27 protein-coding genes are annotated in these 23,814 nt (G+C 55.7%); 8 read left to right on the top strand and 19 right to left on the bottom strand.

Annotation, left to right across the window (positions count from 1 at the left end; all coding sequences use genetic code 11):
• The first annotated feature begins 23 nt into the window (after nt 1-23).
• Entirely contained in the window at nt 24-848 is an 825-nt protein-coding gene (locus tag FEZ62_RS05065; RefSeq protein WP_172927021.1) for an NAD(P)-dependent oxidoreductase, read from the top strand.
• Nucleotides 849-996: 148 nt separating this feature from the next.
• Nucleotides 997-1,551, top strand: coding sequence for a UPF0149 family protein (locus FEZ62_RS05060; RefSeq protein WP_172927020.1), 555 nt, complete (start codon nt 997-999; stop codon nt 1,549-1,551).
• A 73-nt stretch (nt 1,552-1,624) separates the two neighbouring features.
• Here FEZ62_RS05060 and FEZ62_RS05055 read toward each other — a convergent pair whose 3' ends face one another.
• From FEZ62_RS05055 to FEZ62_RS05030, 6 genes are all read right to left on the bottom strand, one after another.
• Entirely contained in the window at nt 1,625-3,166 is a 1,542-nt protein-coding gene (locus FEZ62_RS05055) for a nucleobase:cation symporter-2 family protein (RefSeq protein WP_090511207.1), read from the bottom strand.
• 242 nt (nt 3,167-3,408) lie between these two features.
• The gene (locus FEZ62_RS05050) at nt 3,409-3,873 is read right to left on the bottom strand and encodes a hypothetical protein (RefSeq protein ID WP_172927019.1); all 465 of its coding nucleotides are present in this window, start codon (nt 3,871-3,873) and stop codon (nt 3,409-3,411) included.
• Between the two features lie 212 nt (nt 3,874-4,085).
• Nucleotides 4,086-4,808, bottom strand: a complete 723-nt coding sequence (locus FEZ62_RS05045) for a hypothetical protein (RefSeq protein WP_172927018.1) — start codon at nt 4,806-4,808, stop codon at nt 4,086-4,088.
• Nucleotides 4,805-5,392 carry an RNA polymerase sigma factor gene (locus tag FEZ62_RS05040; RefSeq protein WP_172927017.1) on the bottom strand — a complete coding sequence of 196 codons (588 nt, stop codon included), beginning with the start codon at nt 5,390-5,392 and terminating at the stop codon, nt 4,805-4,807. Before FEZ62_RS05040 ends, FEZ62_RS05045 begins: the two co-directional genes overlap by 4 nt.
• The gene (locus tag FEZ62_RS05035; RefSeq protein WP_242454882.1) at nt 5,393-5,614 is read right to left on the bottom strand and encodes a YfbK domain-containing protein; all 222 of its coding nucleotides are present in this window, start codon (nt 5,612-5,614) and stop codon (nt 5,393-5,395) included. It abuts the gene before it with no gap.
• A 105-nt stretch (nt 5,615-5,719) separates the two neighbouring features.
• Nucleotides 5,720-7,159 carry a PLP-dependent aminotransferase family protein gene (locus FEZ62_RS05030; protein WP_069899877.1) on the bottom strand — a complete coding sequence of 480 codons (1,440 nt, stop codon included), beginning with the start codon at nt 7,157-7,159 and terminating at the stop codon, nt 5,720-5,722.
• A gap of 404 nt (nt 7,160-7,563) precedes the next feature.
• Here FEZ62_RS05030 and FEZ62_RS05025 point away from each other — a divergent pair, with 404 nt between their 5' ends.
• Nucleotides 7,564-7,884: a hypothetical protein gene (locus FEZ62_RS05025; protein WP_172927015.1), complete on the top strand. Its 321-nt coding sequence runs from the start codon at nt 7,564-7,566 to the stop codon at nt 7,882-7,884.
• Nucleotides 7,885-8,119: 235 nt separating this feature from the next.
• Here FEZ62_RS05025 and FEZ62_RS05020 read toward each other — a convergent pair whose 3' ends face one another.
• From FEZ62_RS05020 to FEZ62_RS05010, 3 genes are read right to left on the bottom strand one after another with little or no spacing between them, the layout of a single operon-like run.
• The gene (locus FEZ62_RS05020; protein WP_172927014.1) at nt 8,120-8,926 is read right to left on the bottom strand and encodes an OmpA family protein; all 807 of its coding nucleotides are present in this window, start codon (nt 8,924-8,926) and stop codon (nt 8,120-8,122) included.
• Nucleotides 8,923-9,234 (bottom strand): DUF4398 domain-containing protein, encoded by a 312-nt coding sequence (locus FEZ62_RS05015; protein WP_090511766.1) that lies wholly within the window; start codon nt 9,232-9,234, stop codon nt 8,923-8,925. Before FEZ62_RS05015 ends, FEZ62_RS05020 begins: the two co-directional genes overlap by 4 nt.
• Nucleotides 9,235-9,285: 51 nt before the next feature.
• Entirely contained in the window at nt 9,286-10,119 is an 834-nt protein-coding gene (locus FEZ62_RS05010) for a transporter substrate-binding domain-containing protein (protein WP_069902207.1), read from the bottom strand.
• 250 nt (nt 10,120-10,369) lie between these two features.
• Between FEZ62_RS05010 and FEZ62_RS05005 the strand changes: the two genes are divergently transcribed.
• Nucleotides 10,370-11,302: an alpha/beta fold hydrolase gene (locus FEZ62_RS05005; RefSeq protein ID WP_172927013.1), complete on the top strand. Its 933-nt coding sequence runs from the start codon at nt 10,370-10,372 to the stop codon at nt 11,300-11,302.
• Between the two features lie 64 nt (nt 11,303-11,366).
• On the opposite strand, the gene FEZ62_RS05000 is transcribed toward FEZ62_RS05005, so the two are convergent.
• Nucleotides 11,367-12,296, bottom strand: coding sequence for an FAD-binding protein (locus FEZ62_RS05000; RefSeq protein WP_069902205.1), 930 nt, complete (start codon nt 12,294-12,296; stop codon nt 11,367-11,369).
• Nucleotides 12,297-13,046 carry an electron transfer flavoprotein subunit beta/FixA family protein gene (locus FEZ62_RS04995; protein WP_172927012.1) on the bottom strand — a complete coding sequence of 250 codons (750 nt, stop codon included), beginning with the start codon at nt 13,044-13,046 and terminating at the stop codon, nt 12,297-12,299.
• A gap of 320 nt (nt 13,047-13,366) precedes the next feature.
• On the opposite strand from FEZ62_RS04995, the gene FEZ62_RS04990 reads away from it, so the two are divergent.
• Nucleotides 13,367-15,022 carry a 4Fe-4S dicluster domain-containing protein gene (locus FEZ62_RS04990; protein ID WP_172927011.1) on the top strand — a complete coding sequence of 552 codons (1,656 nt, stop codon included), beginning with the start codon at nt 13,367-13,369 and terminating at the stop codon, nt 15,020-15,022.
• Between the two features lie 69 nt (nt 15,023-15,091).
• On the opposite strand, the gene FEZ62_RS04985 is transcribed toward FEZ62_RS04990, so the two are convergent.
• The gene (locus tag FEZ62_RS04985; RefSeq protein ID WP_172927010.1) at nt 15,092-15,658 is read right to left on the bottom strand and encodes a DUF1285 domain-containing protein; all 567 of its coding nucleotides are present in this window, start codon (nt 15,656-15,658) and stop codon (nt 15,092-15,094) included.
• Nucleotides 15,659-15,744: 86 nt separating this feature from the next.
• Entirely contained in the window at nt 15,745-16,356 is a 612-nt protein-coding gene (locus FEZ62_RS04980; protein ID WP_069902201.1) for a DUF4823 domain-containing protein, read from the bottom strand.
• A 316-nt stretch (nt 16,357-16,672) separates the two neighbouring features.
• On the opposite strand from FEZ62_RS04980, the gene FEZ62_RS04975 reads away from it, so the two are divergent.
• Nucleotides 16,673-17,236, top strand: a complete 564-nt coding sequence (locus tag FEZ62_RS04975; protein WP_172927009.1) for a type 1 glutamine amidotransferase domain-containing protein — start codon at nt 16,673-16,675, stop codon at nt 17,234-17,236.
• A gap of 414 nt (nt 17,237-17,650) precedes the next feature.
• Here the strand turns inward: FEZ62_RS04975 and FEZ62_RS04970 are convergent, their stop codons facing one another.
• Nucleotides 17,651-18,316: an HNH endonuclease signature motif containing protein gene (locus tag FEZ62_RS04970; protein WP_172927008.1), complete on the bottom strand. Its 666-nt coding sequence runs from the start codon at nt 18,314-18,316 to the stop codon at nt 17,651-17,653.
• 222 nt (nt 18,317-18,538) lie between these two features.
• On the opposite strand from FEZ62_RS04970, the gene FEZ62_RS20705 reads away from it, so the two are divergent.
• A complete protein-coding gene (locus FEZ62_RS20705; protein ID WP_242454881.1) occupies nt 18,539-18,700 on the top strand; it encodes a phage integrase N-terminal SAM-like domain-containing protein in 162 nt (53 codons plus the stop codon).
• Between the two features lie 96 nt (nt 18,701-18,796).
• Here the strand turns inward: FEZ62_RS20705 and FEZ62_RS04960 are convergent, their stop codons facing one another.
• On the bottom strand, nt 18,797-19,804 hold the full coding sequence (locus tag FEZ62_RS04960; RefSeq protein WP_172927007.1) for an AraC family transcriptional regulator: 1,008 nt from the start codon (nt 19,802-19,804) through the stop codon (nt 18,797-18,799).
• 184 nt (nt 19,805-19,988) lie between these two features.
• Here FEZ62_RS04960 and FEZ62_RS04955 point away from each other — a divergent pair, with 184 nt between their 5' ends.
• Nucleotides 19,989-21,161: an alkane 1-monooxygenase gene (locus FEZ62_RS04955; RefSeq protein WP_172927006.1), complete on the top strand. Its 1,173-nt coding sequence runs from the start codon at nt 19,989-19,991 to the stop codon at nt 21,159-21,161.
• A gap of 154 nt (nt 21,162-21,315) precedes the next feature.
• Here FEZ62_RS04955 and FEZ62_RS04950 read toward each other — a convergent pair whose 3' ends face one another.
• The 4 genes from FEZ62_RS04950 to FEZ62_RS04935 are packed head-to-tail and all read right to left on the bottom strand — an operon-like array spanning nt 21,316 to nt 23,810.
• Complete coding sequence (locus FEZ62_RS04950; protein WP_172927005.1) at nt 21,316-21,771, bottom strand: DUF411 domain-containing protein; 456 nt, start codon at nt 21,769-21,771, stop codon at nt 21,316-21,318.
• Nucleotides 21,761-22,480, bottom strand: a complete 720-nt coding sequence (locus tag FEZ62_RS04945; protein WP_172927004.1) for a cytochrome c — start codon at nt 22,478-22,480, stop codon at nt 21,761-21,763. Before FEZ62_RS04945 ends, FEZ62_RS04950 begins: the two co-directional genes overlap by 11 nt.
• A gap of 9 nt (nt 22,481-22,489) precedes the next feature.
• Nucleotides 22,490-23,446, bottom strand: coding sequence for a copper resistance protein B (locus FEZ62_RS04940; protein WP_172927087.1), 957 nt, complete (start codon nt 23,444-23,446; stop codon nt 22,490-22,492).
• On the bottom strand, nt 23,436-23,810 hold the full coding sequence (locus tag FEZ62_RS04935; RefSeq protein WP_172927003.1) for a hypothetical protein: 375 nt from the start codon (nt 23,808-23,810) through the stop codon (nt 23,436-23,438). Before FEZ62_RS04935 ends, FEZ62_RS04940 begins: the two co-directional genes overlap by 11 nt.
• Nucleotides 23,811-23,814 lie beyond the last annotated feature (4 nt).

The following is a 23,814-nucleotide window of genomic DNA, read 5'->3' as shown; positions in this document are numbered from 1 at the left end:
CATCTACCGAACGGAACGCCGCTATGTCACTGAATAACAAGACCCTGTTCATCACCGGCGCCAGCCGCGGTATCGGCCGCGAAATTGCCCTGCGTGCGGCCCGCGATGGCGCCAATATCGTGATTGCAGCCAAGAGCGCCGAAGCCCACGCCAAACTCCCGGGTACCATCCACAGTGTTGCCGAGGAAGTGATCGCAGCCGGTGGCCAGGCTCTGGCCTTGCAACTCGATGTGCGCGATGAAAATGCGGTGGCAGTGGCCATGGCCAAAGCCGCTGAGCACTTTGGCGGCATCGATGCGCTGATCAACAATGCCGGCGCAATCAAGCTGATGGGCGTCGAACACCTGCCGGCTAAACGCTTCGACCTGATGTATCAGATCAACACCCGGGCCGTAATGGTTTGCAGCCAAGCCGCGTTGCCGTACCTGAAAAAAAGCAGTAACGGGCACATCATCAACCTCTCGCCACCGCTGAATCTCGACGAAAAATGGTTTGCCCAACACGGCCCCTACACCGTGACCAAATATGGCATGAGCATGCTCACATTGGGCATGAGCGCCGAGTTCAAGAAGTACGCCATCAGCGTCAACTCGCTGTGGCCGAAAACCATGATCGCCACCGCCGCCATTGAGTTTGAACTGGGCAGCCGTGACGCCTTCAAACGTGCCCGCTCGCCGCTGATCATGGCCGACGCCGCCTACGCCATTCTTAACAGCAAGCAACGCAGCATCAGCGGCCGCCTGCTGATCGACGAAGAGATTTTGCGCGAGAACGGCCAGACCGAATTCGAGCACTATCGCTTTGATCCCGAAGGCGGCGACCTGATCCCTGATTTGTTTGTCGACTGATTTCAGTTGAGCCAAAAGCCGGCACTGCAGGCAGATATATTTGCCCTATCCAACCTGCAGCGCTGGCTAAAATTCCGAGCAAGCGCCATCCTTGGCTCTTTAGCGGCGCGCAGTTTTTTCGCCGCCCGATAAGTTAAGGATCATTGCTATGCAAAATGCACCTCTGGCTGCCAACGATTACGAGTTCCTCGAAGATGCACTGCTGAAATACGGCGACGACAACTCCGTACTCAACGTCTCCGAACTCGATGGCTACCTGACCGCACTCGCGTCTGGCCCGGTTCAGGTGGATATTGCCGAGTGGTTCCCGGCTATCTGGGGCGGAGAGAATCCGGACTGGCAAAGCCCGGACGAAGCCAAGCAATTCATCGACCTCAGCGTACGTCACCTCAACACTCTGGCCGCACAACTGGGTACTGATGTGCAGGCGTTCGAACCGCGCTTCGAGACCACCGACGATCATGGCCAGAGCGTAACGCTGGCTGAAGAATGGTGCTTCGGTTACCTGCGCGGAATCAGCGTCAGCAACTGGCCTGAATTGCCGGCGCAACAGGCCGCACAACTTGAACTGATTGCCCAGTGCGCCGAAGAAGACAATTTCGAGTTGCCAGCCAATTTCGATGCAGATCAGCATAACCAGCAGCTGGCAGCAATCAAGCCGGCCGCGATTGCCCTGCACGATTACTGGGTGACTCAGCGCTAAGCCTGCTGCAATTTAAAAGGGCGGCCCAGTTGTTCTGGAGCCGCCCTTTTCATTTCTAGCCCAGGCCAGTCACTCAGGCATGGTCTGTTCGCACGGCTGCCGGAGCCTTGGCTTGCGCGGGTGGTGTCGCAGCGCCGTGATCGTCTTCGGCAATCACCGGCACCTCGTTACCTTCACAGTCGTACAGCTTGCCATCTACGAAGTGATCGCCGTCGTTAAGGCAGGCAATGTCGGTGAAACGCAGCGAACGTTCAGTACCCGCAACAAACACCGACTGCTGATCGGAGTTACCGGTGGTGAAGTGGTTGAACGCCAGATTGAGGATGATCGCCATGATGGCCGACGAGCTGATACCCGAATGGAAGATGGTGGCGAACCAGTCTGGGAACGCGTGATAGAAAGTCGGCGCAGCAATCGGGATCATGCCGAAGCCGATTGAGGTGGCAACTATGATCAGGTTCATGTTGTTGCGGTAATCAACCTTGGACAACGTGCGGATACCGCTCGCCGCCACAGTACCAAACAGCACGATCCCCGCCCCGCCCAGCACCGAAGTCGGCACAGCGGCGATAATGCGGCCCATGATCGGCAGCAGGCCCAGAGTAACCAGAATCAAACCGCCGGTAGCAACCACGAAGCGACTCTTAACGCCGGTAACAGCAACCAGACCCACGTTCTGCGCAAATGCGCTCTGGGTGAATGAACCGAAGACAGGCGCGAGCATGCTCGACAGCATGTCGGCGCGCAGGCCATTGCCGAGGCGTTTGGAGTCAACCTTGGTGCCGATAATTTCACCGACGGCGAGGATGTCGGCGGAGGTTTCAACCAGCGTCACCATGATCACGATGCACATCGAGATGATCGCTGCGATATGAAAGGTTGGCATGCCGAAGTGGAACGGCGTCGGGAAGGCGACTATCGAGCCTTCAGCGACTTTCGAGAAGTCCGCCATGCCCAGCGCCATGGCGATTAATGTGCCGATGACCATGGCCAGCAGAATCGACAGACGCGAAATTGTTGCGCTGCCGATTTTGCTCAGCAGCAGCACGATAACCAGGGTGATGGCTGCGAGGCCGATGTTGCCCATGCTGCCGAAGTCTTCCGCACGGCTGTTGCCGCCCATTGCCCAGCGCGCCGCGACCGGCATCAGCGTCAGGCCAATGGTGGTAATCACGATTCCGGTGACCAGCGGCGGGAAGAACCGGGTTATTCGGGAGAAAACCGGGGTTATCAATAAGCCAATCAGCGAGGCGGCTATGACTGCGCCAAAGATCGCCTGGATGCCGCCACTCCCCCCTGTGGTGACAATCGCAACCATGGTCGCGACACCGGCGAATGAAACGCCCTGTACCAGCGGTAACTGGCAACCGAAGAATGGCAGCCCGAGGGTTTGCAGCATGGTCGCCAGACCACCGGCGAACAGTGAGGCGGCAATCAGCAGGCCGATATCACTGGGAGACAAGCCGGCGGCCTGACCGACAATCAGCGGTACGGCAACGATGCCGCCGTACATGGTGAGTACGTGTTGCAGGCCGTAGGCCATATTGGCCGGGGCTCCTAGGTTCTCATCTTCCGGGCGTGGCGCTGAAGTACTGCTATCTACAGATGTAGTCATAGGGAGTCTCTCGCTTTTTATTGTATTCACGACGCTGGCAATAATATGCGTCGATTTTTTCCACTTGTATACAATAAATATTGAGAGCCCAACCTTAGTAGAGTCAGCGCGAGATACACCTCGCGTGACTTACCAGTCAAATCAGACATTTAAGCGCGAAAAGACAGAAAAAACGCAAAGCAAAGTGTGCACAATTAATTGCAAACCACAGCACAAACTCTGCGAGAGCGACGCTTAAGGCGTTACTGCTTGATCTCGATTTGCAGTTCAGCGCCGTCGATCGAGTGCAAATACTCATCGTCATCATCGTTGGTGTGCAGCTTGCCGCTTAGCTGATATTTGCTCGGTTGATCGTCTTCGGGCACGAACAACGGTGGCAGCAGTGGGTCTGCGGTCGGCTCATCGACAGCGGCCTCATTGAGCTCCTTGAGCAGGTCTTTAGGTAAACTCAGGTCGAGCTTGGGCTTTTCCGGCTCTTTGGGCTTGATCGGCGCTTTCGGCTTGGGTTTGACGGGCGGCTGGTAAGTGATCTCGGGGGAATCCGCAGCCTCGACTGGTTCCAGTGGCTCGCTGACTTCAGGCTCGATGGCACCTGCTGGGTCTGGCAGCGCCTCGGGCACCAGCTCTGCCTCTTCAGGCACCGGCGGTTGCACGACTACAGTTTGCTCTGGCGGCTTTTCGGCTGGAACAGTCGCGACCGGTTTCACCACCTTTTTCGGCGCTGAATCTTGCTCGCAGGCAACGAGTAAGGGGGCCAAAAGTGCCAAAAGGAGCAAACGCTGCGTAGTCATAGTCGATCTGAAGAAGAGATAACCTGCACCCTCGCCCAGCATTGCTGCTGCGAGGATGTCATTCAATAGCACTATGCTCGCGTACTGCCCGCTAACTGACAAGCTGGATTTTGTCGCAGGCGCCGGCTTTAGCGCTCCTTGGCGAGCCGCGTCAGCTGTTGCTCAACATCCAGCGCGGGTAAACGCTGCTGCAAGCGTTGAATACGCGCATTGGCCTCAGCAGTGTCACCCGCCTTGCGCAAGTCGAGAATTTCGAGCAACTGCGCACGCGTCTGCTCATCAACTGCAAGCTGCAGATTGTCTGCCCTGTTTGTTTTTCCCTCGACGCTCTCGGCCATTGTCTTATCGGCGGCGCTCGACGCCATGGAGGCGACCGAAGCTGGAGCCATCGGCGCTGGCGCTGCGGCTTCCATTTCAGGTTTGGCAGATGGGGCGCTGAGCTGCGGACTCTGCTGAGCCTGACTGCGCTCCAGTACTTTCTTGCTGGCCTGTTGTTCGTGCATCGCTGGCGCCGCGTACTGCCGGGCGGCCGGGCTATCGTAGACCGTTGGCTCTGGCTCGACTGTATTGAACACCAGGCCCACGGCGACGCCGATCACCATTACGCTGGCCAGCGCCACAGGCCAACGCCCCCCGCGCTCACCGGCAAACAGCCAGGCATGCAAACGTGACAATGCCGATGAACTCGCCGCCGGCTTTTTCGCCGCTCTGGCCGCCGCACTCGCCGCCGCACTCGCCGCCTGCATAATGCTGGCATCGGTGACAGCCGATGGTTGCAGATCATGATGGGTTCGGTAGTGCTCGATCAGTTGCTGCTCACTGGCATCCAGCGGGTTGGGTTGCTTACTCATACGTTGACCTCTTCAGTTGCCGGATCGGCCAGCAGCCGACGTAACTTTTGCAATGCGTAACGCAGGCGACTCTTAACTGTTTCGGCTGGTGTTTGGGTGATGTCTGCAATTTCGTGCAACTCAAGGTCAGCGTGCGTGCGCAATAAAAACACTTCGCGTTGATCCAGCGGCAAATCCGCCAGTGCGGCGTCCAGACGCTGCCGGTCCTGACTCAGGCTCAATTGCTGTTCCGGCGTCGCCTCGCCGGCCGGTTGCGCGTGCAGCTGATCATCGTACTGATCTTCGCGACTCGCACGCGTGCCGTGTTTGCGCCAATAGTCGATCAGCCGGTTGCGGCCGATCTGGTACAGCCAGGTTTTAAACTGCACCGTTTCGCGCTGCAACGACTGGCTGCGGATCAGGCTCAACCAGGTTTCCTGAAACACCTCTTCAGCCACAACCGGGTCATTGCACAGGCCATGCAAAAATCGCAAAAGCCCGAGGCGATGGCGCTGGTACAGTTGGCCGAAAGCGTCCTCATCGCCCTGACGATAACGGCGCAACAGTTCGCTGTCGTCAATTTGGGCATCGCCAGGTTGCGTCACTCAATCAATCCTTGCTGTTGGTGAAATAGTTGCCTGAGTCGAGGCTTGCAGACTGTGCGCCAGCTCGACCCGTTGCACAAACTCTGCGCGCAACCCCAGTCCATCGCGGACCTTGCTCATGCACGCCAATCGCGCAGTGGCAGCCATATCGAACGCGCCGGTGAACTTACCGCCTTTTAGCTGTTGGGCGAATGCGCCGACTGTGACTGATGGTATGCGCAATCGGTAATCAGACTGGCGGCAATGCGTGGCAGGCAATCATCATGGCGCATCTCCTTGGCGATCAGTCTCGATGCCAAGGTAGACGAAGCCCGATGCTGATCCGGGTTAATAGCCCGGGCTGACTTCCTGGCAAAGTTGATTGGCCAACATGCCCAGCGTCATCAGCGCCCGCTCTGTTTCGCGGGTTAACGGGATGCCGCAGTTCAGCCGAACGCAGTGATTAAACTGCTCGGTATTACTGAAAATTAGTCCCGGTGCGATGCTGATGCCCTGCTGCAACGCGCTGACGTGAAGGTCTTTGGTGTTCACCCGTGCCGGCAAACTCACCCACAAAATGAAGCCGCCATTGGGCCGGGTCATTTGCGTGCCTTCCGGGAAATAGCGCTGCACCGCCAACTGGAACACGCTGAGATTCTTGCGGTATTCCTGACGGATGTAGCGCAGATGGCGGTCATAACCACCATTTTCCAAGTAGGCGGCCACCGCCATTTGCGTCACGCTGCAAGCCGAGTGCGTGCTGAATGTCTGCAATCGCTGAATTTCTTCCTGATACTTGCCCGCAATGATCCAGCCGATCCGCACACCGGGCGACAGGGTTTTCGAGAAGCTTGAGCAATACACTACGCGCCCCTCTTTATCGCTGGCTTTAAGCGCCTTGCTCGGCCCTTGCTCAAACATCAACTCGCCGTAGATATCGTCTTCAACAATCTGAATGTCGAAATTCTCGGCCATGCGCAGCAATTGCTTCTGGCGGTCTTCGGGAATGGTTCCGCCAAGAGGATTGCTCAGGCGCGCAGTCAGAACCAAAGCCTTGATCGACCACTGGCTGGCTGCCAGTTGCAGCGCTTCAAGGCTGATGCCGGTGGTTGGATCACTGGGGATCTCGATTACCTTGAGTCCCAGTAAGTCCGCCAATTGCAGCAGGCCGTAATAGGTCGGCGACTCAGTGGCGATCAGGTCGCCGGGTTTGGTCAGCACGCGCAGCGACATTTGCAGTGCATCGACGCAGCCATGAGTGATAACCACCTCAGCCGGGCCAACAACCACGCCCGCATCACGCATGCGGATCGCAACCTGACGGCGCAACGGCTCAAAGCCCGGGCTGAACATGTAGCTAAAAGCGCGGGCACTTTGGAAACGAGTAACCTTGGACAACTGCTGATGCAGCGCCCGCGCCGGTAAGTAATCAACATGGGGCACAGCCGCCCCCAGCGGGAAAACACCTTCGCGGCGCGACTCGGTGAGCACCTGATTGATAATGCTGCTGCGGGTAACCAGGCTGGGCCGCTCGACCCGCGCCAGATCAGGTGTTTGCGCAGTCAGAGCCGGGGTTTGGTGCACATAGAAGCCGGATTGCGGCCGCGCACGGATCAGCCCCTGATCCTCAAGATTGGCGTAGGCCTGCAGTACAGTTGCGTGGCTGACATTGAGCTGCGAACTCATCTTGCGCACCGACGGCACCCGCTCACCCGGCTGATACACCCCGCGACGGATGTCCTCTGCCAGCTGTTGGGCAATACGTTGATAGAGCAAAAGATTGGTCATGGCCACTTCTCACCGAACTGAACCGTTACAGTAACCGGTCACACTGAAATTGCACCGGTACAGCTTCAATAATTGTGGACGATACAGTGGCAAATTCAAGGGACTGTTACGGTTTAGTTTGCCTATGGCGCAACTGTTCCGGAGGGCGAATAACACACGGTTGATGATAGGTGCGCGGAGGATGGATAGCGTGCACCGCACCGCAATCCGTCAAGGCGATGCAATCGCCCAATCAACAGACCAACGCAAATCCCAGCACCGCAAAAACCCAAAGCCAATGCGCGCAACACAGTCCCACCGTCATGACGGAAGCCGCGACGCGGATTCCATCCTCCACGTTCAAACCGAAACCCAAATCCGGACAACCGGAAAACCGGAAAACCGGAGGATGGGAGGATGGGAGGATGGATAGCGTGCGCAGCACCGCAATCCGTCAAGGCGATGCAATCGCCCAATCAACAGACCAACGCAAAATCCCGCACCGCAAAACCCAAAGCCAAACCGCGCAACACATCCCCGCCGTCATGACGGAAGCCGCGATGCGGATTCCATCCTCCGCATTCAAACCGGAACCAAAACCGGAACACCGAAAAACCGGAGGATGGATAGCGTGCGCAGCAGCGCAATCCGTCAAGGCGATGCAATCGCCCATCAACAGACCAACGCAAAATCCCGAACCGCTCAAAGCCCAAAGCCATCCGCGCAACACAGTCCCGCCGCCATGACGGAAGCCGCGACGCGGATTCCATCCTCCACATTCAAACCGGAACCTAAAAGCGGAACGCCGAAAAACCGGAGGATGGATAGCGTGCACCGCACCGCAATCCGTCAAGGCGATGCAATCGCCCGATCCACAGACCAACGCAAATCCCGCATTGCAAAAAACCCAAAGCCAAGCCGCGCAACTCAGCCCCACCGTCATGATGGAAGCCGCGATGCGGATTCCATCCTCCAGCGGGCTTATCGTGCGGCGCCCATGCGGCCTTGTTCGTCGGAGAAGACCACTTCGACGCGACGGTTTTGCGCCCGGCCTTTGGCCGATGCGTTTTCTGCCACCGGGAAGCTCTCTCCGAGGCCTTGTACGGAAATACGCTTGCTGTCGATACCAAGGTCAACCAACGCATCCGCCACGGTCTGCGCGCGCGCCTGCGACAATTCGATGTTTTGCTGGGTGTCGCCGCTGCTGTCGGTATAGCCTTCGATACGCACAACCCGCAGCGGGTGCAATTGGAGGAACTGCACAAGTTTGAGCACGGTGCGATTGGCAGAGGCCTTGAGGTCCGCATGGCCGGCATCAAACAACACATCGCCGATGGTAATGACCAGGCCGCGCTCGGTGTCGGTGGTGACCAGATTGACCATCTGCTCACCGAGCAAGCCGTTTTGCTCCTGCAGCGTCAGCAGCTTGGCCTCGCGCAAGGTCAGTTGCAGGCGCTGGCGCTCCAATTCGAGCTTGGCGGCACGTTCGTTATTGGCGGTGAGCAGGCTCTTCTGCTTGGCGATGTCGCTGTAGCGCTGGCTCAGGTAGGCGTAATGCATTACATCTTCGCTGCTGCCCAGATAACTGGAAAAACGTTCGGCACGGACCAACGTCTCGCCCGAGCGAATTACGTCTTTGGGTGCGCTGCGCAACACCTCGGTGTTGTCGCGAATACCTTCAAACCTCGCCTGCGCATTCTGCAATTGCTGGGCGGCGTCCTGCGAGGCCGCACAACCACTCAACGCAGCAACGATTACGGCCGCACACATTCCCTGCAAATCGTTCATTGCTGCGCCCTCAACTGCGTACGCAGGCGATTGATCTGCTTGTTCAACTCTTGCAGACGTACCTCACTCTGGCCCACCAGATAGTCGGCCTCGGCTTCGCGGGCATCCAGTTCAGCCTGTTCAGCGAGCATGCGCGCCTCTTTGAATTGCTGCTGCGCGACAGCCTGATCGGCGCGCTGTAACTTGGCTTCGGCTTGCTTGAGCGATTCTATGTCGGTTGTGGCGCCGACAGCTTTCGCTTGCGCAATGCTCTGCGCGGTCAACTGCAACTGCTCGGTCGGTTGCGGGTCGCTGGCACAGCCGGCCATCGCCAATAGCAGCACGGCGCTGCATGACAGTTTATTGATCACAAAGGGTTCCTACTGATTCGAAGGGCTATCCGTGGTGCTGGCGGCTTGCAACACATGCTGCTGCCAAAGGATGTAGTTCTGTTCAAGCCAGGCTTGCGGAAGCTCGGTTGCTGCCAATTCTGTCATTTTTTTGGCCAGCTGTCCGCGCAGCCATGGCGTGTTGCACGCCGAGTTGTGCGAAATAGCCAAATGCAGGCCAGTGCTTTCAATCGGTGGCGACAGTGCCAGCAAATCCTTGGCCAAACCTTTGCTGTTCGCCAGCAACTGGCCCGGCTCGCGCTCAGCCACTACGTAATCCAACTCACCGGCCATGAGCTTGTCGAACAGCTGGGCCAGGTTGGCGCCCTGCTCAAGCGACAGATTTTCGCTGGCGTAGGCTTTGAACGCCGGGCTGAAATCCATGCCAACACTGGCGCCACGGCGCTCGCGCAAATCAGCCCATTCGATATAGGGAAAACTCAGGATGTTGCGCACCCACACCACGTCCGCTTGCTGGAACAAAGCCGGATAGACGATATCCAGATGTTCAAGATCCTGCGGGGTTATGCTCGCGCCCGCCAACAGATCAACCCGGCCACTGCTCACCTCGGACTCAGCCTTGGCTTTGGAGCTGCTGTAAACCACATCAATGCGGATGCCCAGCTCCTTGCCCAGATGCGCAAGGAGATCGGCTTGCGCGCCAATCAAGCGCTTGGGGTTTTGCGGGTCGCGCCAGAGAAACGGCGGATAATCCGGCTGGCCCGTTGCAACCATGCGCTCGCACGCCATCTCGGCCATGGCCGCCGGCATGCTCAACACACAGATCAACGCGACGAGGGGTCTTGCGAGCAATCGATAAAGCATTAAAAAATTCAACCTTGGGTCAGGAGACTGGCAAGCAAATGAGGCCGTTTAAGCCTGCGCGCCACACACCGCTTGTGCTGCGCGAGGTGTTGCTAGGCTAAAGGCATTGCACTGGGGAAAACACTTAATAACGTCCCTAATCGCAATTTTTCGCCTACTTGCAGAACAGTGTCAGGATTTTTAACAGATCGCAAAGATGGCTTCATGCTAGCGTATGAGCCGCTAAAAAACCCAGCGACAAGGATTCGCAATGAAAAAACTAGTGGCCGCCCTCCTCCTTTTGGTCGCCGCAACGGCCGGTGTTCTCTACGCATTCCCCGCCACAATGCTGTGGAGTGTGCAGTGGATCGGTGAACGCGTAGCCGGTGTTTCGAGCCGGCAAATCGAGGTCGCCGATCTTAGCATTCATTACTACGAAGGCGGGCCTGCGGGCGCTGAAACCTTGCTTCTGGTGCATGGTTTTGGCGGCGATAAGAGCAACTGGTTGAAATTCGTCGGCCACTTCACCGGCAAATACCACGTAATCGCCCTCGACCTGTCCGGCTTTGGTGACAGCAGTAAGCCGCAGCTGAGCTTTGATGTTGGCACTCAAGCCGAACGTTTACTGGCCTTTACCGACGCCCTGAACCTGCCGCCAGTCAATCTGGTTGGCAACTCGATGGGCGGCCACATCAGCGCACTCTATGCCGCACGCTATCCGCAGCGGGTCAAAAGCCTGGCATTGTTCGATAACGCCGGGATCACGGCGCCGGTCGACAGTGTGCTGTTCAAGCGCCTGAAAAGCGGCCAGTCCAACCCTCTGCTGATTCAAAGCCGCAGCGACTTCAAGCAGATGCTCGACCTGGTGTTCGTCAACGTGCCGCCCATGCCTGAGCGCCTGAAGAACTATCTGGCGGATCGGGCAATCGCCAGTTATCCGCGCAACAGCAAAATCTTCGAGCAACTGCAAACCCGCTACATTGCCCTCGAACCCGAGCTTGGCAAGATCCAGGTGCCTACCTTGCTGCTCTGGGGTGATCAGGATCAGATACTCGACATTTCCAGCATGGCGGTCATGCAGCCGTTACTGGCAAAGCCCAGCACCGCCGTGATCAACAACTGCGGCCATGTGCCCATGCTTGAATGCCCGGACGAGACAGCCCAGCAATACCAGCAATTTCTCACCGCCAACGGCAAAGGCTGAGCAAATCGCAGGCAACAAAAAACCCGCACAAGGCGGGTTTTTTGTTGCCTGAAAAGGCTGGAAGTTAAACCAGTTTTTCCAGCTCTGGTACCGCTTCAAACAGGTCAGCAACCAGACCGTAGTCTGCAACCTGGAAGATCGGCGCCTCTTCGTCCTTGTTGATCGCAACAATGACTTTCGAGTCTTTCATACCAGCCAGGTGCTGAATGGCACCCGAGATACCCACGGCGATGTACAACTGCGGTGCAACGATCTTACCGGTCTGACCGACCTGCATGTCGTTCGGTACGAAACCTGCGTCAACTGCAGCGCGCGAAGCGCCAACAGCAGCGCCCAGCTTGTCGGCCAGTGCGTACAGGTGCTTGAAGTTGTCACCGTTCTGCATGCCACGACCGCCAGATACGACGATTTTGGCAGCGGTCAGCTCAGGACGATCAGACTTCGCCAGCTCTTCGCCAACGAATGCCGAAGTGCCTGCGTCTGCACCGGCAGAAACAGCTTCAACAGCAGCGGAACCGCCTTCAGCAGCAACCGGATCGAAACCGGTAGCACGCACAGTGATCACTTTCACGGCAGCCGAAGACTGCACGGTCGCGATAGCGTTACCGGCATAGATTGGGCGCTTGAAGGTGTCTGCGCTTTCAACGGCAACGATCTCGGAGATCTGATCAACGTCCAGCTGAGCGGCAACGCGCGGCAGGATGTTCTTACCGTTGCTGGTTGCAGCAGCCAGGATGTGGCTGTAGCCAGCACCCAGTTCTGCGATCAGCGGAGCAACGTTTTCTGGCAGCTGATGAGCAAAGGCTGCGTTATCAGCAACCAGTACCTTGCTAACGCCAGCGATTTTGCCAGCCGCTTCAGCAGCAGCGCCGCAAGCAGCACCTGCAACCAGAACGTGGATATCGCCACCAATTGCCTGCGCAGCAGCAACGGTGTTCAGCGTGGCAGGAGCCAGAGCAGCGTTCGTGTGTTCTGCAACTACTAAGATAGCCATTTAGATTACCTTCGCTTCGTTCTTCAGTTTCTCGACCAGTTCAGCAACCGACTTGACCTTGATACCCGCGCTGCGTGCAGCAGGCGCTTCGACTTTCAGGGTCTTGACGCTGGAAGCAGTGGAGACACCGAGTGCGTCAGGAGTTACCACTTCAAGCGGCTTCTTCTTGGCTTTCATGATGTTCGGCAGCGACGCGTAACGCGGCTCATTGAGGCGCAGGTCGGTGGTCACGATAGCTGGCAGGTTCAGTGCAACAGTCTGCAGGCCGCCATCGATTTCACGGGTTACGTTTACTTTGTCGCCAGCTACTTCAACCTTGGAGGCGAAGGTGCCTTGAGCGAAACCAGTCAGAGCGCCCAGCATTTGGCCAGTCTGATTGTTGTCGCTGTCGATCGCCTGCTTACCCAGGATAACCAGCTGTGGCTGCTCTTTCTCAACAACCGCTTTCAGCAGTTTGGCCACAGCCAGAGAATTCAGTTCGTCGCCGGACTCAACCAGAATCGCGCGATCAGCACCCAGAGCCAGTGCGGTACGCAGTTGTTCCTGCGCAGCAGTTGGGCCGATGGCAACGACGACGATTTCGCTCGCAACGCCTTTTTCTTTCAGGCGAACTGCTTCTTCAACAGCGATTTCGCAGAAAGGGTTCATCGACATCTTGACGTTGGCAAGATCAACGCCGCTGTTGTCCGCTTTGACACGAACCTTGACGTTGTAGTCAACCACTCGTTTGACAGCTACAAGAACCTTCATGGATTCCTCGTTACTCTCTTGTGAATAGGATTATCGCCGACACCTGATGGGCATGTGTGCAGATCGGCAGTACTAACCTGCGCCCCTGACGACGAATGTAAAACCGACCGTATCTTGACCGCACAGACCCGATGGGTCAATACAGCGAACTGCCCAGTCATCCGTGATGTAGTAAGATTCTACCAGTCCTACAGAAAATTCAAACAAACGTTTGTATTGGACCCAAGCGCGCCTGACGATATAATGCGCGCGCACTGTTCACGGACTGAACCTGCCTTTCCAATAAAATATCAAGTAAGAGCCTGACTAGGAGATAGCCTGTGGAACGCGAATTTATGGAGTTCGACGTCGTCATCGTCGGAGCTGGCCCTGCTGGCTTGTCCGCCGCCTGCCGCCTGAAGCAGAAAGCTGCTGACGCGGGTAAAGAATTGAGCGTCTGCGTGGTCGAAAAAGGCTCCGAAGTCGGCGCACATATTTTATCGGGCGCTGTATTTGAGCCACGCGCACTGAACGAGTTGTTCCCTAACTGGAAAGAACTCGAAGCACCGCTGAACACGCCGGTGAAGCGCGACGACATCTACATGCTGAAGAACGCGGAAAGCGCCAGCAAGATTCCAGACTTCTTTGTGCCTAAAACCATGCACAACGAAGGCAACTACATTATTTCACTGGGCAACCTGTGCCGCTGGCTGGCTCAGCAAGCCGAGAATCTAGGTGTTGAGGTCTATCCAGGCTTTGCTGCTCAGGAAGCACTTATCGACGAAAACGGCGCAGTTACCGGCATTTTGACCGGTGATCTCGGCGTAGACCGCGAAGGCAATCCGAAAGAAGGCGTGTTCACGCCCGGTATCGAACTGCGCGCCAAGTACACCCTGTTCGCTGAAGGCTGCCGTGGCCACATCGGCAAGCAACTGATCAAAAAGTACAACCTCGACTCCGAAGCTGATGCTCAGCATTACGGCATCGGCATCAAGGAAATCTGGGACGTCGATCCATCCAAGCATGAGCAAGGTCTGGTGGTTCACACTGCCGGCTGGCCGCTGGATGACGAAAACATGGGCGGCTCGTTCCTCTATCACCTGGAAAACAACCAGGTAGTCGTTGGCCTGATCGTTGATCTGTCCTACAGCAACCCTTACCTGTCACCGTTCGATGAATTCCAGCGTTACAAGCATCACCCGGTGATTGCTCAGTATCTGGAAGGCGGCAAGCGCGTTGCTTACGGCGCACGTGCCATCTGCAAAGGCGGTTTGAACTCGCTGCCGAAAATGGTCTTCAAAGGCGGCGCGCTGATCGGTTGCGACCTCGGCACCCTCAACTTCGCCAAAATCAAAGGCAGCCACACGGCCATGAAGTCCGGCATGCTCGCAGCCGAAGCCGTAGCCGATGCGCTGCTGGCAGGCGGCGAAGGTGGCGACGAACTGACCAGCTACGTAGATGGCTTCAAAGCCAGCTGGCTGTACGACGAGCTGTTCCGCAGCCGTAACTTCGGCCCGGCCATGCACAAGTTCGGCGCTCTGGGCGGCGGTGCGTTCAACTTCATCGACCAGAACATTTTTGGCGGCAAGATTCCATTCACCCTGCACGACACCAAGCCGGATTACGCCTGCTTGAAGCCGGCCGCAGAGTCGAAAAAAATCAGCTATCCGAAGCCGGACGGCAAGCTCAGCTTCGACAAGCTGTCGTCGGTGTTCCTGTCGAGCACCAACCACGAAGAAGAGCAGCCTTGCCACCTGAAACTGGCTGACGCGAGCATCCCGCTGGACAAAAACCTGCCTATGTATGACGAGCCTGCGCAGCGTTATTGCCCGGCTGGTGTGTACGAGATCGTCACCCAGGAAAGCGGTGAGCAGAAGTTCCAGATCAACGCCCAGAACTGTGTTCACTGTAAGACCTGTGACATCAAGGACCCTGCACAGAACATCACCTGGGTTGCCCCAGAAGGCGCAGGCGGCCCGAATTACCCGAACATGTAATTTGGCTGCACACAAACAAAAGGCTCCCTCGGGAGCCTTTTGTTTTTTTAGCGATTAATAACCGGCGATTTATTCTGGCTGCGGCGCTATCGGGAAAAACTCACCACTGCTCCAGACACCCAGCCAAGCTTTGCCCTCAATCACGCGCTCTACGGCTAACTCAACCAACTGATAAAACACGTTGCGATGAATCAGCGCTTCGAGGTTGCTGCGCACCAGCACATAAGGCGCAGGCTCCTGGGTTTGCTCATCGAACGTCACCCGAATCGGGTGCTCTTTATCGGCGATGAACTGATCTTCAACGTTATTGGTAAAGCGCAAAACCTGCGTCTCACCTTCGCCTTCCACCGTCAGCAATGTTGCCACGAAAGGCGCATCATCAACGCTGATGCCGACCTTTTCGACCGGTGTAATCAGGAAGTAATCATCGCCATCGCGACGGATAATCGTCGAAAACAGCTTAACCATCGGCTTGCGTCCAATCGGCGTGCCCATATAAAACCAGGTGCCGTCGCGCGCGATGCGCATGTCGATATCGCCGCAGAAATCAGGATTCCACAGATGCACCGGCGGCAGTCCTTTTGCGCTGCTGGGGATCTGCGCAAGCAAATCACTGACATTGGCTGTATCTGTCATCTTGACCTCCGGTCCATTCAGTCGAGCTGTAAAAATAGCTGAGAAGAGGCAACAAAATTAATCGCCAGCCTATTTCTCAGAGCAGTCTAGTCGCTCAAGCCTATCAAGCTGCGTGCATACTGTTCCAGCGGCGGGCCAATCAAATCCTCGGGTTTCGTGTCGTAGGTTGTCAGCAAACCGCCGCGCAAGCGAATGCGCGCGGTATCGACCAGATAGCGGGTACTGGTTTCGATCACCATCAACTGGATCACCCCGCTGTCTGGCCCCAAGCGATCAAGCGCCTCCTGATCTTCCCACTCCTCAACCGTACCGATTCGGTCGTCAGCCGTAGCGAAACGGCAATACAGCAAGTAATGCGCACCATCCGCCCGCGCCTGGCTCATCGCCTGCTCAAGCCCAAGCGGGGTGCGGGACTTGCGCACCAGCGGGAAGTATTCGATGAAACCTTTAAACGCCTCTTCGGCAACCACATTGGCGGTGGGGTTAGCCTCGCCGCGCGGCTTGAAATAGCCTTGCGCGATGTAAATGAAAGAGTCTTGCTGTATCCGCCGCGAATTGGCGCGCTGCGTTTGTGCGTGATCCAGCACGCCAACGTCACGCAATTGGTACTCGGCGCCATCTGCCAAGTCACTGACCTTCATGCATCCGCTCGTCATCGAAAGCGCCAGCAAGGCCAGCAGTGAAATCAGGCTACGCATTTGAAATCTCCAATACCGGCGACAAAAATCCGGCGAATTTCCCTGTAATGCAGAATCCACGCCAGCCTGTGCGAAACTGAGTTCAACATGCTAGCAATCGCCCCAGACTTGCCGGTTAACGAGCTATAACGGCTCACTGTTGCAGGCTTGAATATAGGACTCTCCATACCCCGAACGTCACTCTGCGCTGCCCTGCTCGGAGGAAATCCGGATGAACTTTCTGATCCGCCCTGCCCTCACATCTTCAGACGTCAGATGAATCATAAGCTGCATGCTTTCCTTTTTTTTATCTTGATCAGAGGACTAAATGACCGCCATGAGTAATCTACTAGCAGGCAAGAAAGTATTGTTCATCACCTCGAATACGGGGATCGAACGCGATGAGTTGGTTAAACCGCTGGAGTCACTCAAGGCGCAGGGAGCCTTGGTCACTCATGCCTCAAGTGACGGTGGAACGACCCAGACATTCGTTAATGACACAGACAAAGACCGCACTGTTGAGTCACAAACCTCGCTGGCCGGGCTTAAAGCCTCGGACTTCGATGCGCTGGTGATTCCGGGCGGCACAGTCAACGCGGATACGCTGCGACTGGATGAAAACGCCCAGCGTTTGGCCAAGGAGTTTGCCGATGCCGGCAAAGTAATCGCAGCGATTTGCCACGGGCCATGGCTGCTGATTAACGCTGGCATTGTCACCGGCAAAACCCTCACCTCATACACCAGCGTCAAACTCGACCTGGAAAATGCCGGCGCTGCCGGTTGGGTCGACACAGAGGTTAAACAGTGCCCAGCTAATGGCTGGACGTTGATTACTTCGCGCACCCCGAAAGACATCCCAGCGTTCACCGAAACGATCATCGCCGCGCTTAAAGCGGCGTGATGTGTTGCTAGCTCAAAGGCGTAGCCGTTGGTGACACTGCGCAACAGACGGCTGCGTTCAATGGGTTAGATCCGGAGGTTTTCACCGCAGTGCACTCACTCATGCATCGGCGAAAACAAATCCGCAACTGTCTTCGGGATAGGCATCAGCGGCTCGGCAATAGATAACCTACCGTGCTTGCTGGTCAAAGACACCCTTGATCGTCATGGAGCAAGCCTCTTTTCCAGAAGCTTTTCCATCGGCGCTTTGGTTATAGCGAATCCGAGTAAATGAATGACTTCATACAAGGCAAGAGTTGATTTAGTTTGATGTATAACGCTCAACTCACCGAGCAAATTTCCGATGTCATTTTTTGTGCATACTTTAGCAAAAAACTTAAAGCGGAAATCTGTCCGATGAAGATTTTTATACTATTTATTCCCTGACAATGCGAGACACCCTAGAATAAACAAGATCTCTTAAAGCTATTTTGTTCCTACCGTGGTGAAGTTCCCGATGACAGTTTGGACACACAGCAATAGCATTTTGCACTGTATCACTACCACCGTCCGCCAAATGACGCAAGTGATGAACCTCTAGGTATGGCGCACCATCAGCCTTGATGAATGGGCTAGATTTTAAACACGCCTCGCAATGCCCTTCGGCTTCTTTGAGTACATAAGCAACTACGCGAACGTCCCTTGCATACATTTCCGTGGAAGATGAAACACGTTCTGGTTTTTTCTGTCCGATCGGAGGTGTCTGCGTCGTAGTAACTCTAGACAGTTCCAGCTCAATTTCTTCAAAGGAATGAGCAAGTATAGGAGTTAACTTATCTTCAGGTTTAACCGACAACTCCCAAATGCCGCGACCACTTTGATGCGGATTTTTGATAACACCGCTGTCTACTAAATCTTTCTTAGCCCAGCGAACCTCTTTCTCAAAAAAGCTTTCGTTGGTATTTGTTTTTTTTGCAAGATCGTCAGCATTCAGACCAAGCTGCTCAGACAGAGCTTTATATACTGTCGATGGCGACTGAGATCCTTTTCGATCTAAAAGATTGATTAAAGCTTCTTTTATTTCATGCCTCTCTGGGATCATCGAATATTCTCTTTAAAAATATAACAGTTGAGTGGACCGACGGCTTTATGATTGCATATTAGTGACTTCTTCATAACATCACCTGCTCAGTCGATTAAATACGTAAACTCTTCATATAAAACGATTAGTTATCTTCTTACTGTTGCATGCGACCTGTATTCGCTGGACCTCCTCTTCGTGCCCAAACAATAAACCTGTACAAATACACTGCATGGGTGGGATATGGGTACCACACCAGACAAGCTAGGCCTGCGAGAACAGTTTCCTAAGGCTATTAGGGTGAATCACTACAGCATTCGCACCGAGAAAAACTACTGGTACCGGATAAGCTACTTCCTGTGCTACTACCGGATGCGTCACCCTCTGGAAATGGGGCCAGCATAAGTTAGCGAGTTTCTTATCTAGCTAGCCGGCAGTCGATATGTGGCCACTGCCACGCAGAATCAAGCCCGTGCACTTGCCCAGCACGCATCTACCAGTTCAAACATCACCTTTAAAACACGACGGCGGCACGCCTTCCCATCGTTTGAAGGCGCGTCTGAAATTGGCGACGTCGTTATAGCCAAGGGAATAGGCAATCTGTTCAACGCTAAGGCGCCCCGCCTTGAGTTGTTCCAGAGCCAGTGTGTGGCGTACTTCCTGAAGGATTTGCTTGTACGAGGTGCCTTCCTCGCGTAAATGCCGATGTAATGTGCGCGGGGTGAGCAAGAGCAATCGGGCGATGGCATTGAGGCTGGGAAAGTTCTGCTGCCGTTCGAGCAAGAGCCGCCGGACACGTGAACTCACTGCCGCAGTTTCTCGATGCTTACGCAACTCACGCTGACAAATCAGCTCTGCTTGCTTGAGCGCTTCGGGGTCGGCCATGCGCAAGGGCTGATCCAACTGAGCAGAGCTGAAGGTAAACCCGGCCCAAGGCTGAGCGTAAGCCACCGGGCAGCCGAATATTTCAGCAGCCAGTGGCGCGTAGCGCGGTGCAGCGCAAGTAAAGCTGACTCGCCCTGCACGGACAGCGCCTTGAGTCGCCGCATCGAGCACGTTTTTGATCGACAGCATCACCGCCTCAAACACACTGGTCTGAATCGACCCCAACGGGTAACAAGGAACCAGTTGTATCTGCTCTTGCTGCAGCGCTGCATCGTTTACGTGCTCAAGCCGGACAAGGCTGGTGCGCAACCCAAGATAGCGCTCAAGCAACTCAATGGCCTGGCGCAACGTGGCACTTTGCAGTGCGGCGAAACCGAGGATGCCATGACTGTTAACCAGCAGACGCTCGCCGAGCAGCAAGCCCAAGGCTGGTTCTGCAGACACCTGCAGGGCCTCTTCAACCAACCGGCAGAACAACTCATAACTCGGGTGAAAATCAGCCGCATCAAGCTGCTGCGCGTCGACGCCACAGCGCTGCAGCCAGACATCTGAGGACTTGCCCTTCGCGTCGAGTATTTCGCCGATCTGACGCAGGTAAAGCGCAGGAAGCATGAAGTCGGACATAGCATTTCACTGGCTGGCACGAAGCCACAATGTCAATTAATGACCCTATGAATGTCAATCCTTAACCTCACGCCAATCACGCACACGGCCTAGCCTATCGACCATGGGCCTGCCTCTCGCGCTCGTGCGCGAACGCTACAAACGCCCATAAACAATCCGTGCCCATAATGATAAAGAGACGACCATGAACGCTCTGCACTACCTCAAGTTTTTCCTGTTCCACCTCGTTGGTTTATTCGCCATTGCCGCCATCCTCGCGGGCGGCGCCTGGATAACGCTGGCGTTGATCACGATTGTCAGCGTTTATCTGATTGGCGACGCCGTGGGCGGTGACGACACCAGCACACCAACGCTCAACCATCCGTGGATACTCACCACCCATTTATGGCTGGCATTACCGTTATTGGTGCTGTTGGTGTTTGCTGCGGTGTGGAGCGTCAGCACGACTGACTTTGCAGGCTTCGGCGCCGCCCTCAGCCAGCTCAGCGGAGTTGACCTGTTGGCAGCCCGCGAAAGCACGTCCATTGGCCATCACTTTTCCGCCTGGATACTCACTGGCCTGATGATTGGCATGCTCGGCACCATAACCGCCCATGAGCTGATTCACCGGACATGGGACCCGATCTCTCTGTTTATCGGGCGCTGCCTATTGGCTTTCAGTTTCGACACGGTGTTTTCAATCGAGCATGTCTACGGTCATCACCGTTACGTGGCCACGCCGAAAGACCCGGCCACTGCCCCGCGCGGGCGCAACGTGTACACGCACATCGTTAAATCAACGATTGATGGCAACCTCAGCGCCTGGGAAATTGAGAAGAAGCAACTCGCTCGAAAGGGAAAGCCTGTATTCAGCTGGCACAACCGGGTTATCCGCGGGCACCTGATGAGCGTGTTGCTGGTGATTCTGGCTTTTGCCATCGGCGGCATTGCGGGCATGTTGTTCTTCATCGCCTGCGCTTTGTGGGGTAAAGCGCTGCTGGAGATTGTTAACTACATGGAGCATTACGGCATCGTCCGTAACCCCGCCACGCAGGTGCAGCCGCATCACTCATGGAACACCAATAAACGGCTCAGTTCATGGACCTTGTTCAACCTGACCCGCCACTCGCACCATCACGCCAAAGCCATTACCCCGTATCAGGATCTGCGGCCATTTCCGGATGCGCCGATGATGCTCGGTGGCTACCTGACCACCATTGTCATCGCCATGTGCCCACCGCTGTGGCACAAGCTGATGGCGCCAAAATTACTGGCCTGGGACCGCGACTATGCAAGCGCCGAGGAGCGCGAGTTGGCAAATATTGCGAATGCCAACAGCTCGCTCGCGGCGCTGCAAGCCGACACCAGAATGGCGTAATAAACGTACAAATGTGAAGAAGCATGCCGCGCGACGCAAAAAGGATCATGCCTATGACCCTTTTTGCGCACAGGCGATAGCGTTGCACTCATGATGGCGACAAGCTGCACTCAGCGTCCGCTGCCAGCTCACCTTTCTGATGCAGCGCGATTGCTCAGCGTTGAGGATAGTGGCCAATCACTTGTTCGGTTCCAGTTGGTGTCAGGCCTATAACCTCATACGCTTGTTGCTTGCCGCCCATCTCCATTCCCGGTGAGCCTGCGGGCATGCCCGGCACGGCTATGCCGACCAGATCCTCACGGTCAGCGAGTTTTAGCACCTGCTCGGCGGGCACATGACCTTCGACGAATTTGCCGTTTATAACGCCCGTGTGGCAGGCCGATAAGCGCGGTGGCACACCCAGTTTTTGTTTGACTGCGCTCATGTCAGGTTCGACATGATCAATCACGGTAAATCCATTCGATTCAAGGTGCGATATCCATTTTTTACAGCACCCGCAATTGGCATCACGGTGAACATCGATGGTTAACGCGTCACTGGCATGAGCGATGGAGGAAACCAGCATCGCAGCCAGTAGCAATGCGCGAGAAGCGTTGCGATTAATCTTCATGCTTATGTACCTTGTCGTCGGCATGTGTGTGTGAATTCGAGGCCGGCTCCGGGGTATTGATTTGGCCATTTGAATCCACCGCGTGATGCACTTCGCCTGGAGATTGAGCTGCGTGCGGCGCATGTTGAGCTGGATTCCTGTCTGCCCCGTGCTGGCCCTCGTGATCATGCATTTGAGTCTCGCCGCCGCCATGTTGGTGGCCACTGCTCGATGCAACCAAGCGTTGATACTCGGTTTTATCCAACTGCGGAAGCTGCTTTATGAACGCGACCATGCCCCAAATATAGGGGTCCTGCATGCTCTTGCCCCAAGCAGGCATCCCAGAGGCTTTGATGCCGTGTTTAATTACCCAGAAGGCCGCAGCAGGGTTTTCGCCGATTCCCTTTTTGGCCAGATTCGGCGGCGCCGGGTACAACGCCTGACTAAGCTCAGTTTCCGCTACACCGGGCGCCAAATGGCAGCCAACGCACATGGAGTTGTAGTTGCCTGCACCGGCTTGAATCATGGCCTGGTCGTTTAAGTCAGGGACTTCGATATCGTTAGAACGAACCGCCACTGAACGTTCACGCACCATACCTAAAAATGAATGAACCACTTTGACGTGTGGATCATCGGCGCCTACATTGATCACGCCAAAATATGCCACGGCAGCAACCGCGACACCGCTAAAAACCCCGGCGAGAGCGAGTGTCTTTATTGTTCTTTTCATCATTATTCCTTAGAACCACACCCGCACACCCGCAACAAACCGGGCCTCATCTACATCCCCGCCTTCATCGCGGACATAGTCAGACGTGTCGCCGTAGGTACGATTCCAGGAAACACCGATGTAGGGCGCAAACTGGCGCACGATCTCGTAACGCAGGCGCAGCCCGATTTCGGTATTGGAGAGCCCGGAGCCAACGCCGCGCTCAGGATCATTTTTGCCGTAGAAATTGATTTCCGCAGTGGGCTGAAGAATCAAACGATTGGTTAACAGAATGTCGTAATCGCCCTCAAGCCTTGCCGCTGACTGCCCGCCCTCGCCAATAAACGCGGTGGCTTCAACTTCAAAGGCATAAAGCGCCATGCCCTGGATACCCAGTGCGCCCCAGGTTTGCGGTGAGCCGGGTTTGAAATCTTGGCGTACACCGGCAACAACATCCCACCACGGGCCAATCGCGTGACCGTAAAGGGCCTGAACCTCTGCTTCTTCAGTCACACCATCAGTACGCTCGCCCTCTGAACGAAGCCAAAGACGATTAACATCACCCCCAATCCAGCCACTGGCATCCCACTTCAGCGCACTGCCTTCATCCGCATCCTGATACTCGAGCTGATCGAGCAAGAAAAAGCTGTTGATGCCACCGGCATGCATGGATTTGTCGGGGATGTCGGGAAACGCAGCTTTTCGGTCCGCGTCAGTTAACGTCGGTATGGGCGTTCTGCTGGTTGCCGATGGCGAATCAATTTGGGCGTGGTTCATTTTACTGTGATCCATACCACCCATTGCTGGCTGATTGGCCATAGATGACATCTTGCTATGATCCATGCCTGGCATCGACTCATGGCCCATTGCGGCATGATCCATCGTTGAGTGATCCATCGTTTCAGCGCCGACGGCTTGAGTGGCATGCAACCCACTCATCGTTACCAGAAGCGAAACTGCAGTGACGGAGGCGCATTTAGTGAGCATGTTTAGGGTCCGCCTCATTGCCATTAGCAGTTGAGTGGCCATTCATCATGCCTTGGCCCATAGAACTGTGATCCATCTCGCCGTGATTCATCATGCCTTTACCCATGGAACCATTGCCCATTGAGCTGTGATCCATAGAGCCATGATTCATCATGTCCGGGTCCATGGCGCCGTGGTCCATCGGCTGAGCGTTCGTACCCATGCCATGCGGCTCATTGGAGTTGATCGAACCCGATCCCTCGGCTGTGGGCTTGGGATTGGATTGGCCGATGTGTCCCGATTCATCGGCAAGGGCCAAAGGCGCTGCAAAGCTCGCGCTCATCGCAAGACAGAGAGCTGCGCTTATCAGGGCTTTACGTTGCATAAAT

The organism is Pseudomonas sp. MS19 (assembly GCF_013277615.1).
GTDB classification, from domain to species: Bacteria; Pseudomonadota; Gammaproteobacteria; order Pseudomonadales; family Pseudomonadaceae; genus Aquipseudomonas; species Aquipseudomonas marincola.
The sequence above is the reverse complement of the archived record's forward strand: the minus strand, read 5'-3'. Positions and strand labels throughout refer to the sequence as shown.